We start from the raw sequence: 13,592 nt of genomic DNA, 5'->3' as shown, positions 1-13,592 counted from the left end.
TTTTACACCTCACTTTACTTTCTTTGTTTTGGGTCAAGAGCATCTCTTAAACCGTCGCTAAATAAATTAAACGCCAATATTGTTATTGATATTGCAAAAGCCGGCAAGAACAATTGGTACGGATATGTCATGTATGTCAGCAATGCATCATTACACAGTGAACCCCAAGACGCCTGAGGAGCTGAAACTCCTAAACCTACGAAACTTAAAAAAGCTTCAGTAAATATGGCGTTCGGTATCTGCATGGTTACAGAAACCATTATCGGCCCCATCATATTAGGAATCAGGTGCCTTAACATTATTCTGTTTGTTGATGCGCCCAAAGACTGTGCTGCCAATACAAATTCCTGTTCCTTAAGTCCAAGAACCTGTCCTCTTACAAGTCTAGCCATACTTAGCCAGTAGGTTATACTCAGTGTAACAATTATAGGTGTCATACCACTTCCCATTATAACCATCAGGAGTATAACATATAAAAGTGTAGGTATGGCGTTTATTACGTCAACGACACGCATCATTAGATTGTCTGTTCTTCCTCCGATATATCCTGATATACCTCCGTACAGAACCCCTATGATGAAATTAACAAATGCAGCGACAAAACCTACTATGAATGATATCCTGCCTCCGTGAAGTATTCTTATGAACATATCTCTTCCGAGATTGTCTGTGCCAAATATATACGTCTTGTTGTGAACCGTATCAACAGGCTTTATTTCTGTGCCTTCAACAGTAAGCTCAACTCTTTTCGCATTGTCGAGGTTGAATTTTGCTTCAGTCAAGTCTATCGTAGGATCTTTTCTTGCTTTCTTTTCCAAGCTGTTATATTCAACTTTGGCATTAAAGTACGGACTGTAATCGACAATTACCTCTTTACCGCTAAAATCATAAATATACCTTTTATTCTGCACGTCATCCTTAACAAGTGGATGTTTCTGAAGAAGTTCTCCATCCTTTGTGATGTCCAAAAGATAATATTCGCCGTTCATATAGAAATAATTTCCGTCCACTTCATATATGTCAAGCATAATGCCTATATTTGAAAAGTCCAAAACCTGATCTTCGTAAGTTATTGGATAAAACATCGGCACAAAAGCACATGCCAAAATCATAATAGCAACAATAACCAGTGAAATCATTGCAACTTTATTTTGTTTTAATCTTCTTGCCGCATCCTGCCAAAATGTAAGACTTTGTCTGGATACACCTTCCGCATCCTTTTCTGATTTCTCCAAAGGCGTCCACATATCAGGAGACATTTTAAAATTGTTTTCCATCTATAAGTTCCTCCTAATCATACTTAATACGCGGATCTATGAAAACATAAAGAATATCCACTATTAAAGTCGCAATTACTATAAATATACCAAAAAACACTGTGATACCCATAATTAAAGTATAGTCTCTGTTCATAATACTTGTTGTAAACAGCGAACCTATTCCTGCGATACCAAATACTTTTTCAACTACAAATGATCCAGTAATAAGACCTGCTATCATTGGCCCAAGATAGCTTACAACCGGGATAAGCGCATTTCTTAAAGCATGTTTTACAATTACAACGCCTTCGGATAATCCTTTTGCCCTTGCAGTTCTTATGTAGTCCTGCTGCAGAACATCAAGAACCGAAGTCCTTGTAAGTCTTGTTACATACGCAAGCGAAAACATACCTATACAAAGAACAGGACCGATATAATGCTTCCATGTACCGGCACCGAAGGAAGGCACCCAGCCCAACTTCCTGTTAAATATATAAATGAACATTGTAGCAAAAACGAAACTCGGTATAGTTGCTCCCAATGTTGAAACTACCATCATTATTCTGTCAGGAATCTTATTTTGTTTAAGTGCCGATATTATCCCGAAAGATATGCCCGCCACTATTATAAATAACGATGACCATGCTCCGATTTTCAGCGAATATGGGAACCCATCACCAATTATTTGATTTGTTGTTAAACCTATTTTCTTGAATGAGACACCGAAATCTCCGTGTGCATAATTTTTTAAATAAGTAAAATATTGCTCAATTATAGGTCTGTCCAACCCGTATTTTGCTTTGATTGCTGCTTCGACCTCCGGCTGCAAAGCCTTTCCTGATGAAAACGGGTCACCTGGAATGCTGTTCATTAAAATGAATGTCAAAGTCAAAATAAACCATATAGTAATAAATGCTGAAATAATTCTTTTTACTATATATTTTACCACTTTTCTTTCTCCTCTCTTAGCTAAATGTGTAGGTTATTATAACATAGAAACTAATACATTTCAATATATTTATTTTTATACCACTAGCGTTTATTTATGTAACGAAATCGTTTTTTTCAATGATGTTAACGAATTCAATTTGCTGGTATTTTTAGTTAATTGCATATAGTAAAAATTGAATTTGATGAATTTATATTCAAATTTAACCATAGAAAGTTGAAAAGCAAGCATTCTCTATACATTCAAAACAATATTTTTGTAGTTAATATAAAGACAATGCTTGCTTACGTAAAACAAGTATTGGTTTATTTAATTTTTTCTAGAATTTTTAAGAGCAAATTATAGACATTTTCAGTAGACTTAATGCTTACATGTTCATTGGGAGAATGTGCGTCGTATGCATCTGGGCCCATTGAAATTGCATCCAAATTATGTATTTTACCCATCAGCAGACCACACTCCAGACCTGCATGAATAGCTTCCACAACAGGTTCTTTACCAAAAATATCGCGATAGGCTTCTGTGCAAATGTCCCTTATTTTAGATTCCTTGGCATATTCCCATCCCGGATAACACCCTCCGATCACGCATTCAATATCTAAAGCCTCTCCAATCTGCTTCATTACATATTCCACGTTATTTGTTATTAGTGATTTTACTGAACTTCTTACCTGATTGTTCAATATTATGGATTTATCATTCTGTGTTATAACTCCAAGGTTATTTGAGCTTATTACCAAATCTATTACAGTGCTTTTGGACAAAACGCCGCTAGGTATTAAATTGATGGCGCTTACAACTTTTTTAAATATATCTTTTTCTAAAGGATGTTCTTCTGAATCAGATTTTTCCAATAGAATCTCTATTTGCTTATCAGTAAATGAATATTCGTTTCTTAAGATTTCATTCCAACAATTTACTTTTTCTTGTACTTGCTCAATATTGCTTGAAGCGATAAACGCATGTGCCTCTCTAGGTATGGCATTTCCCTTTGAACCTCCGTTTATGCTTATTAAATCAACAATATCATATAAATCATAGAGAATTCTTCCCAGAATTTTATTGGCATTTCCTCTTTCTTTATCAATATCCGAACCTGAATGACCTCCCTGAAGCCCTTTAACGATAAGCTTATATGCTTGCATTTTAGTTTTCTGTTGAATGACAGGTATTTTAAAATCTACACCGCATCCGCCTGCACATCCGCAGGTAAAAACGCCCTCTTCCTCGCTGTCAAGATTTAACAAATACTTGCTATTAAACAAACTGGCATCTACATTTTCCGCACCGCTCATTCCTTTTTCTTCATCAACGGTTATCAAAACTTCCAATGCTGGATGCTTAATATCATCCGAATCAAGTATAGATAGCGCATATGCAACAGCAATTCCGTTATCTGCACCCAAAGTTGTTTCCGTGCCATAAATATTTCCGTCAATAACTCTTAATTTTATAGGATCTTTTTCAAAGTCATGTTCAATGCCTTCATTTTTTTCGCAAACCATATCCATATGCCCCTGAAGCATAACAACTGGTGCATTTTCATACCCTTTTGAGGCAGGTTTTTTTATTATGATATTTAAATAATCATCCTGAACAACATCCCAGTTCTTGGACTTTGCCAAGTTATACAAGTAGTCCGAAATTTGTTTTTCATTTCCGGATCCTCTTGGAATTTTCGATATTTCCTCAAAATAGTAAAATACCTTTTCTGGTTTTAATCCATCTAGTACTCTTTTCATCATACTCCTCCACTTTATTTATTAATAAGAATCAAACTTAATAAACGTTCAATATTCAAATATTAGTTAATTTTTAGATTTATTCAACTTTACCTATTCTGGTAAAGGGGAAAAATCTAAATTTAACATCTCCTATTATTTTGCTCCCGTCTATATATGGATTTTCCCAATAACGTGCATCATATGAAATAGGTCTGTTATCTCCAAAAAACAGGTAAGAATTCTCCGGAACTTTAAATACTTTTTCTTCGCCTTCGGCTTTAGTAACATAAGGTTCATCTAATTTTTCTCCGTTGATAAACACACTGCCGTCTTCCTTAACCTCGACTGTCTCCCCTGGGAGCCCTATCAATCTTTTAACCAATCTTTTTTCATCAAGCTCATCCGATTTGAACACTAATATATCTCCCCGCTCCGCATCTTTTATATCAAACAATTCATTAACATAAAGTCTGTCTCCGGGCATAATTGTACCCACCATAGAGCCCGTTGGCACGGTAACCAATATGAATACAAATTTGTTCAAAAATATTACTATTACCAGAGCTATTACAACAGGTACAACCCATTCTTTAATAAAATACTTCATTCTCTCATCCATTCCTTTTCAATTATTGAAGCATATCATTAAATATTCTATAGAAATTTCCGCCTATAATTAATTTCACATCTTCTTCTGACATACCTCTTCTTAAAAGCTCTTCAGTTATTAATACAGCCTCCGCATGGGAATTCAGGCTGTCATTATTATACGGTTCAAATTTAAACTTCAATTCGCTTTCATAGTAACCATTGCACAAATCGAATCCAAATCCAACATGTTTTGCCCCAACAAGGTTAACCATGTGCTCAATATGGTCGGCCAACTTTTTAACAGGGTTTTCTCCATCCTTAACTCCTGCAATATTTTTGTATGCGTTTATCCCTATTACGCCGCCTCTTTCACCTATAATTTTAATTTGTTCGTCTGTTAAATTTCGCATCCTTCCATGAATGTTTCTTGAATTTGAATGGGAAGCTATAAATGGCTTCTCAGTAAATTTTAAAACATCATAAAATCCTTCGTCGTTTAAGTGGCTTACGTCAATCAACATATTCATTTCATCCATCTCTTTCACAGCGTTTACTCCAAATTTTGTAAGCCCGCCTCTTTGCCCTTCTTCAACTGGATTAAAACTGCAACCATCAGCCGCGTAGTTCCTTCTGCTCCATACAAGACCGGCTGCGCGTACACCAAGTTCATAAAATATTTTTAAAAGCCCAATATCATTCCCTATTGGATCTAAGCCCTCAAAAGACAGCATTATTCCTATTTTATTTTCTTTTATTACATCTTCCATCTGTTTTTTTGTCTTTATAAGAATAACCTCTCCCTTTAACGTCTCTATATCTTCCATCAGCGCTCTTATTTGACCTAACGCAACTCTCAATCCCATTTCCGGCAAAAATATATCATCTATGAACAAAGAAGATACAATAATATTGAATCCCCCTTTTTTGAAATTGCTTAAATATTTATTTTTAATTACTTCTTTCTCACCCGCAAGGTACCTGTTGTATATTTCGCCTGCAAGATCAAGATGAGTGTCGACAACCACATTGCTTTTATGCAGTTGTAAAGCAGCTTCCTTAAAATCCATTTTGCTCTCCTTTGATTATAATATATTTAATTATAATTAATACATCAATATTTTACAAGTGTTTGTTAACTTAGAATTCAAATGAAGGGCATAAAATTAATAATGAGAATCTGCAGCATATGCAAATCCTCATTATAATTGTTATTTCTTTATTATTTCTTAATTATTTGAATTTCCTTTGTCGCTTTGTTCAGCACTTCATTGCCGTTCTCGGTAACAGCCACAATATTTTCTATGCGCATACCAAACTTTCCTGCTATATAGATTCCCGGCTCTATGCTGAAAACCATTCCTTTTTCAAGCTTTCTCTTGTTACTTGCCTTAATATCCGGCGCTTCGTGCACTGAATATCCTATACCGTGTCCCAGTCTGGTGAAGAAATTATTACTATATCCGGATTTTTCGATAACTTCTCTTGCCGCCTTGTCTACATCCGGTATATATGCTCCTTCAACAGCAGACTTTTCACCTGCTTCCTGAGACGCCAGTACAATTTCATATACTTTTCTTTCTTCCTCTGTAATATCTCCTACGAATACAGTTCTTGACATATCAGCACACATATTTTTATACTTGCATCCCCAGTCAAGAATTATAACGTCTTTTTCCTGAATTACCCTCTGGTCAGAATTGTAGTGAGGATATGACGAATTAGGCCCTGAACAAACCATTGTAAATCCTTCATCTGCACCTTTTTCCTTAAATATTTCGTTCATTTTTCTTGCAATATCAGCTTCTTTTATTCCAGGTCTAATATATTTTAAAAGTTCTTCATATGATTCATCTGTAATTCGTGCAGCCATTCTGAGGTTCTCAAGCTCTTCATCATTCTTAATCATTCTCATTTCTTCCAGCAGCGGCTTTCCGTTTACAAATTTGACATCCATCGCATCCATTATCTGGAGAACTAAAAATGCCCTTTCAGTAGAGTTTACTCCGATAACTTTTCCTATAAGGTCGTTTTCTTCAAATGCTTTTTTGACTGTGTCCGTAAATATATCTCCGTCAAACCATCCATAAACTTTTATATTCGGACCCAAGACAGCCTGAACCTCGTCAACCGTTAGCAGGTTGCATATGTAAAAATATGTTCCGTCTTTTTTAATAACTAATGCTTGAAATCTTTCGCAAAGATGTGTGTTATGCCCCATTATGAATTCCATTTCTTCCGAAGGTGCAATTAGAATGGCATCCATATTATTTTTCTGCAAAATATTCACAAGCTTATCCAAATACTTTTTCCTCATTTTTCACCTCTCATAGTAGTTGCGAACGATTACCTATTTAAAAAACATATGCTGAATGAAATTGTCCGCCTATATTTTATTATAAAGCCAAACATAACAAAAATCAAATCATTTTAATATCAATTAGTCGTTCTAACTAGTTAGAAACAACGCAAATGACTGCAGGTGCTCCTTTAACTGCAATACAATCTAAACAACAGAAGGTTCAAGTATAAGGTTTCCAGTCCTAAACCTATCAAGGTTAAGCATGCTCACGTCCACTGTCGGCTTTTCACCCAATATCATTTCAGACATGGCTACCCCTGTTATAGGCCCAAACATGAAGCCATGTCCGCTAAAACCTACAGCGAGATAAAAACCTTCCACATTTTCTGCTTTGTCATAAATAGGCTGCTTATCAGGCGTCATGTTATATAATCCCGCCCACTGCCTCACTACTCTTAATTTGGAAATCGGAGGCAATACAGCATCAATAGTCTTTGCCATCTCCTCTGCAAAATGCCAGCTTGAAGTAATTCTTAAATCTCTTGGCTCGCTATTATCACCTCTACCCATTATAAATGACCCTTCAGGCGACTGCTGCACATAAAGATTAAGCCCAAATGACATTACCATTGGTTCCTGCATAGGTTCAACAGGTTCAGTAACCAATATCTGATGTCTTTCAGAATATACTGGTATACCTAGTCCGATCATATCACAAATACTTTTTGAATATGCATTGGTTGCATTAACAACAATATTTGTGTGTATAACCCCTTTGTTTGTTTCTACACCTGTAACTCTACCTTTTTCTTTTATTATGCCTGTTACTTCGGTAAAGGTGTTAAATTTCACACCTAACCTTTTAGCTGCCCTGTAAAATGCGTCTGTGGTCTTAAATGGATTCAAGAATCCATCCTTGCTGCAATAAGCAGCGCCTTTAAGCATGTCTGTATTTAAGTACGGAACTATTTTTTTTGCTTCCTCCGGCGTAAGAAGGCTTGATGGTATACCGCACTCATGCTGAACTACAATATTTTTTTTAAACTGCTCTATTTCCTTTTCATTATCTGCTATCAGCAAATATCCGCTTTGTTTGAACTCAACATCTCTGTCGTATTCAAGAATTTCATTAGCATGTTCGTAAAATTCAATGCTTTTTTTGGCAATTTTGCAGTTCATCTCTGTTCCCCACTGCATTCTAACGCCTGCACCGCACCTACCAGTAGAGCCGCTGCATATATAGTTTTTCTCCAGCACAACAATATTTTTAACGCCTTTTTTTGCCAGGTTATAGGCAGTAGAACATCCTGATATGCCGCCACCTATAATTACCACCTCTGCACTATTCTTCATTTCTTCTTCCCTCCTCTGCTATAAGTCCCAGCTTAACTCCCACTGCCGGAGGTCTTGTCGTCTGGAATTTTACATCCTTAATGTTTTGCCCGGTTGCATTGGCTATTTCTCTCATTACAAGCTGACCGCAGGTTTTTCCCTGACACGGGCCCATACCGATACGAGTAATTCTTTTTATTTCATCATATGTCACATAGCCATCATTTATAAGATCTCTGACCTGCTTTAATGTAACATCCGAACATCTGCAAATTATAGTATTTTCGTCCATCTATGCCTCCACCTGAATATTTCTTAATTCATAAATATATTTTCTGTCAGCTTCTATGGTTATTACCGGAGTCCTATCAAAAGATTTTGGGTTTAAAACATTAACAACCGTTACATCCGCAACATATTTCCCTTCTCTGTCCAAACCTCTTACAATATCGCCCCTTTCAGGAAGCGGAAGAAACTCATAAGGAATCTTTATTTGTACGTTTTCTTCAGATTTAGAACCGTCCACAACCATTATAGCAAGCCCAGGACATTTGCTTAAGCATACAGCACAGCCTGTGCAATTATCAATATTCAAAACCGGAATGTTATTTATGTCATCACCTACATTGATTCCATTAAATTTACATGCTGTTTCACACGGATTGCACGGAATCTCTTTGTAGCATTCAACAACCGCAACCGGTCCTTTATTTATTCTTTCTATTGAAGGGAATTTGCCCGTAACCATTTCTTTACTTGGTATTCCTGTTTTTTCGAACATCACAACCTCCTGTTATATAACTATTTGTTCAATTCCTGATAATATGTGTCTGCTCACGGGACCTGAGCGCAGATCATTTAACTGTTTAACATAATCACTTTTTCTTTCGTCAAAATCATCAGGTGTGCATCCAATTTTTGAAGCTGCGCACAAACCTGCCAGATAACCTTCAACCATGGCTGCGCTGGCTTCTTCCACACCTGTTGCATCTCCTGCGGCAAACACATATTCAACAGTTGTTTCATAGTTTTCATCTCTTATAGGCACAAACCCGCTCAGCTGAGGAACATACTTCATCTGACATCCTCTCATAGAAAGCAGCTCATTTAGCGGTGTTAACCCTACGGATATGCAAATTACATCAACATCAAATTCTTTTTCAGTTCCAGCAATCGGCCGAAATTTTTCATCAACCTGGCTTACTATAGCTTTTTCCACAAAGTCTTTTCCAATAGCTTCTTTAACTGTATGCGACGTAAGTATCGGAACACCCATTCTTCTTATTTTAGAAGCATGAACAAGGTACCCTCCTATTCGCGGTGCTGCATCAAGAATTGCTGCTACCTCAACCCCGGCCTGAATAAGCTGATAACTCACAATCAGACCTATGTTGCCTGCCCCAACCATCAGCACTTTATCCCCGGGTTTTACGCCGTGAACATTCATGAGCGTCTGCACTGCACCTGCTCCGTAAATTCCCGGCAAATCATTGTTAGGGAAAGCCAAAGCTTTTTCAAAAGCACCCGTTGAAACTACAACTGCTTTAGGTTTAATTTTATAATACACATCCTCCTTGTGAAGAACCGATATCACCCCGTCTTCATACATCCCCACAACTGTGGTCTCCGTCAGAATTTCGACGTTATTAAAACAACCTAATTTATTTAATAACATTCCGGCAATGTCAATACCTCTGTCAGAAGCATACTGTTTCTCAGAACCGAAGAACATATGTGTCTGTTTTACAAGCTGGCCTCCAAGTACTTTGTTTCTTTCAATAACTAATACTCTTGCTCCGCTTTCAGCAGCGCTTATTGCGGCACACAATCCTGCAGGCCCTCCGCCTATTACAACCAAATCTGCCTCTCTCATATTATCTCTCCTTTGCCTTCCTGTGTTTCAACCACCATTCCTTCCTCAAGATCCGTAACGCAGGTTTTTACGTTTGCCACCCCGTTTACCTTCATTAAACAAGACGAGCAATTTCCTATTGCACAGTAAAATCCCCTCGGCCTGTGCATAAACAGACTTTTACCCAAAACTTTAACTCCTGCCGCATGCAAAGCTGCAGCTATTGTTTCTCCTTCATAACCCTCAATCTTCTCACCATTAAATGTAAATGAAATTTTCTTATTCCTGCGGAACTCAAGGATTGGATGTTTTTCAATTCTCATTTATTTTCTCCTCTCAAAAATTATGCCATAAAAGCGTCTATGTTTTTCACTTATGTTTTTGCAATAACTATGCCAAACGTTATCATTGATTGCTAAAGCCTGGTTCCAACAAAATTTAACATAGTAAGTGCGTAATTCTTTCAAAGTTTACGTCAAATATCTGACGCTTCGTCCGTTTTATGACGCAAGGTGTTTATATCTGTTATACTTATTACTTTAACGTTAAAAAATGCGAATTATCTTGCAAAATCTCAATTTTATGATATAATACATAGTATTTTACTAAACAAATTAACTTAATATTTAGCCTGTAATGTTCGGAGGAAATATGAAAATTATTATTGTCGGAGGCGGAAAGGTCGGATATACGTTAGCCCAACAGCTGACTACCGAGGAACACGATGTCATACTAATTGATAACAACCCAGTAGTTTTGAACCACGCTGATGAAACATTGGACATAATGTGCATCAGGGGTAACGGCGCAAGTGCTGAAATTTTAAAGGAAGCAAATATAAATGGAGCTGATTTGCTCATTGCCGTAACCGACGGTGATGAATTAAATATGATATGCTGCGTTATAGGGAAAAAACTAGGTGCAAAACATACCGTTGCACGTATAAGAAACACAGATTATTCCAATGAATACAAAATGCTTAAGCAGGAGCTTGAGCTTGATATGGTTATTAATCCGGAAATGGATGCTGCAGATGAATTAGCAAGGATGGTTCAATTCCCATCGGCGACCAATGTGGAAACTTTTGCAAACAACATGCTGGAAATGGTTGAGTTCCGTGTGCTTGAAACAGATCCAATAATAAATATAAAACTTATGGATCTTACTAAAAAGCTCCCATCAAAGGTGTTGTTCTGCGCAGTCAGAACAAACAATGAAATTATAATTCCAAATGGTAACTATACATTCAATTTGAACGATACAGTCTATGTTATCGGAGAAAGAGGAGATATTTCTAAATTTTTCAGTTTTTTAGGAAGAAGCTCACACAAAGCGAAAAACGTTACAATAATTGGTGGAAGCAGAATAGCAATATATTTGACATGGCTTTTGAATGAACTTGGAATGCATACAAAAATTATTGAAATAAATAAGGGCAGATGTGTTCTGCTAAGCGAAATGCTTAACAATGCTTTAATAATCTGCGGCGATGGTACGGATCAAGAGGTTTTGGATAATGAAAACATACAAACTGCAGATGCAATGATTTCATTAACCGATATGGACGAAGAAAATTTAATTTCATCTTTGTACGCACACCAATGCGGAGTTCCAAAGGTTATATTAAAAATTAACCGTCACAATTACATTCCAATAGTTAAAAGACTTGGCTTGGACAGCATAATAAGCCCTAAGCTGACAACAGCGAACAACATTTTAAGGTATGTAAGAGCCTTGGACAACTCTCAGGGCATAGCTGTTGAAAAGTTGTACAAGATATTGGATGACCAGGCGGAGGTTGCTGAATTCACAGCTAAAAATTCACCTGAGTTAAACGATATCAAACTTAAGGATCTTAATTTAAAGAAAGATATATTAATTGCAGCGATTGTACGAAACAAGAAAATAATCATCCCATACGGTGATGACTGCATCAAACAAGGTGATAAGGTAATCGTTGTAACTAAAACAGGATTTATAAGTGATTTAAGTGAAATTTTAGAAAATTAATGAGAGGTATTCAGAGTGAATATTAAAATTGTACTAAAAATAGTGGGTACAGTGTTATTTTGGGAATCCATTCTGATGATGCCCTCCCTGATAATCTCGGCTGTTGATGGCAGCTACGAGGTAAAAGCTTTTATTATAGCAATATTATTATGTGGTATCTTCGGATTATTATTTAAAAATATTAAAACTAACGAAAATGAAATGAGAAAAAGAGAAGGCTATGCATCAGTTGCATTGTGTTGGCTTGTAATGTCCTTAGCCGGTGCACTTCCGTTTTATATAAGCGGTTCCATACCTTCATACATAGATGCTTTATTTGAAACTGCGTCCGGGTTTACAACAACCGGTTCAAGCATATTAACAGATATTGAGGGTATGCCCCGCGGACTTCTTTTTTGGAGAAGCTTCACACACTGGATAGGTGGTATGGGCGTGCTTGTATTTACAATGGCTCTGGCTCCATTATTAGGAGCACGTTCAGTTTTTTTAATGAGAGCAGAAAGCCCTGGACCAACATTTGGTAAGCTCGTGCCTAAGCTTTCAAACTCGTCGAAAATACTTTACATCATTTACGCCAGCATGACTGCAGCCATGGTTATACTTCTTATTATGGCAGGAATGCCAGCTTTTGATTCTTTTATTCACGCCTTTGGTACTGCAGGAACAGGTGGATTTTCAAATAAGGCGCTGAGCATTGGAGCCTACAACAGCATATTGATAAATTGGATTATTATATTCGGAATGTTTTCGTTCGGTGTTAATTTTGCCCTTTATTACTTGTTTTTGACTAGCGGTAGCTTTAAAAACATATTTAAAGTATTTAAAAACGAAGAATTTCGCTTATATGCATCCTATGTTTTAATATCAATATTTCTTGTATTTTTGAATGTTCTTCATGATTTTGATTACGATATAATTAAAGCCTTGACACATTCAGCCTTTGCCGTTTCCACAGTCGTTTCAACTACAGGGTATGTTACGGCAGATTTCAATTTATGGCCTATGTTTTCAAAAGCGATTCTTGTAACCTTGATGCTTTTTGGCGCTTGTGCCGGCTCAACTGGAGGCGGAATGAAGTCAATACGAATTTTGGTACTTTTTAAGACATTGATTCATGAAATAAAGCACACGATTCATCCTAATTCAGTTCAGACAATACGAATTGACGGGAAACCAGTCGATGACGACACCATAAAAAGCATTTTGATATTTTTCTTTGCATATATAATCATAATAATTTTTGCGGTACTTATTGTATCGTTGGATAATTTTGATTTCCAGACATCACTTACAGCAGTAATTGCCACAATAAGCAACATTGGACCTGGATTGGGGGCCGTAGGGCCAGTGGGAAACTTTGCTGATTTTTCAAACATCAGCAAAATAGTTTTTACTATGTGCATGATAGTTGGAAGATTGGAGATTCTCCCGGTATTGGTTTTATTTTCTCCATCTATCTGGAAAAAACATTGAGCATAAATAAAATAATGGATAAATATAAAAGCCGATAATCGCTAAATACAAATTTCGGCTTTTTTTGCAAACAAGAGTTACATTAATCAAAAATCAAAGCACC

The 13,592-nt window shown here is 36.6% G+C and carries 13 protein-coding genes; 2 read left to right on the top strand and 11 right to left on the bottom strand.

Features of this window, described 5'->3' with window-relative positions:
- Nucleotides 1-14 precede the first annotated feature (14 nt).
- The 11 genes from RBQ61_RS09090 to RBQ61_RS09040 all read right to left on the bottom strand — a co-directional run bounded on the left by RBQ61_RS09090 (nt 15) and on the right by RBQ61_RS09040 (nt 10,329).
- Complete coding sequence (locus RBQ61_RS09090; RefSeq protein ID WP_308137021.1) at nt 15-1,277, bottom strand: ABC transporter permease; 1,263 nt, start codon at nt 1,275-1,277, stop codon at nt 15-17.
- Nucleotides 1,278-1,290: 13 nt separating this feature from the next.
- Entirely contained in the window at nt 1,291-2,208 is a 918-nt protein-coding gene (locus tag RBQ61_RS09085; RefSeq protein WP_308137020.1) for an ABC transporter permease, read from the bottom strand.
- A 305-nt stretch (nt 2,209-2,513) separates the two neighbouring features.
- Entirely contained in the window at nt 2,514-3,950 is a 1,437-nt protein-coding gene (locus RBQ61_RS09080) for an aminoacyl-histidine dipeptidase (RefSeq protein WP_308140103.1), read from the bottom strand.
- A gap of 79 nt (nt 3,951-4,029) precedes the next feature.
- Complete coding sequence (gene lepB / locus RBQ61_RS09075; protein WP_308137019.1) at nt 4,030-4,539, bottom strand: signal peptidase I; 510 nt, start codon at nt 4,537-4,539, stop codon at nt 4,030-4,032.
- Between the two features lie 22 nt (nt 4,540-4,561).
- Entirely contained in the window at nt 4,562-5,590 is a 1,029-nt protein-coding gene (locus RBQ61_RS09070) for a dipeptidase (protein WP_308137018.1), read from the bottom strand.
- A gap of 152 nt (nt 5,591-5,742) precedes the next feature.
- Complete coding sequence (locus tag RBQ61_RS09065; RefSeq protein WP_308137017.1) at nt 5,743-6,837, bottom strand: Xaa-Pro peptidase family protein; 1,095 nt, start codon at nt 6,835-6,837, stop codon at nt 5,743-5,745.
- Between the two features lie 189 nt (nt 6,838-7,026).
- Nucleotides 7,027-8,175: an FAD-binding oxidoreductase gene (locus RBQ61_RS09060; protein ID WP_308137016.1), complete on the bottom strand. Its 1,149-nt coding sequence runs from the start codon at nt 8,173-8,175 to the stop codon at nt 7,027-7,029.
- A complete protein-coding gene (locus RBQ61_RS09055) occupies nt 8,165-8,446 on the bottom strand; it encodes a (2Fe-2S)-binding protein (RefSeq protein ID WP_308137015.1) in 282 nt (93 codons plus the stop codon). The genes RBQ61_RS09060 and RBQ61_RS09055 overlap by 11 nt, the downstream gene beginning before the upstream one ends.
- On the bottom strand, nt 8,447-8,935 hold the full coding sequence (locus tag RBQ61_RS09050) for a 4Fe-4S ferredoxin (RefSeq protein WP_308137014.1): 489 nt from the start codon (nt 8,933-8,935) through the stop codon (nt 8,447-8,449).
- 12 nt (nt 8,936-8,947) lie between these two features.
- Nucleotides 8,948-10,027, bottom strand: a complete 1,080-nt coding sequence (locus tag RBQ61_RS09045) for an NAD(P)/FAD-dependent oxidoreductase (protein ID WP_308137013.1) — start codon at nt 10,025-10,027, stop codon at nt 8,948-8,950.
- Nucleotides 10,024-10,329 carry a (2Fe-2S)-binding protein gene (locus RBQ61_RS09040; protein WP_308137012.1) on the bottom strand — a complete coding sequence of 102 codons (306 nt, stop codon included), beginning with the start codon at nt 10,327-10,329 and terminating at the stop codon, nt 10,024-10,026. Before RBQ61_RS09040 ends, RBQ61_RS09045 begins: the two co-directional genes overlap by 4 nt.
- Nucleotides 10,330-10,657: 328 nt before the next feature.
- Here RBQ61_RS09040 and trkA point away from each other — a divergent pair, with 328 nt between their 5' ends.
- Nucleotides 10,658-12,016 carry a Trk system potassium transporter TrkA gene (trkA, locus tag RBQ61_RS09035; protein ID WP_308137011.1) on the top strand — a complete coding sequence of 453 codons (1,359 nt, stop codon included), beginning with the start codon at nt 10,658-10,660 and terminating at the stop codon, nt 12,014-12,016.
- A gap of 15 nt (nt 12,017-12,031) precedes the next feature.
- A complete protein-coding gene (locus RBQ61_RS09030) occupies nt 12,032-13,489 on the top strand; it encodes a TrkH family potassium uptake protein (protein WP_308137010.1) in 1,458 nt (485 codons plus the stop codon).
- The last annotated feature ends 103 nt before the right edge of the window (nt 13,490-13,592 follow it).

Source organism: Sedimentibacter sp. MB35-C1 (assembly GCF_030913635.1).
Taxonomy (GTDB): Bacteria; Bacillota; Clostridia; order Tissierellales; family Sedimentibacteraceae; genus Sedimentibacter.
Note: the sequence above shows the minus strand (reverse complement) of the source record. Positions and strands in the feature narration are given on the sequence as shown.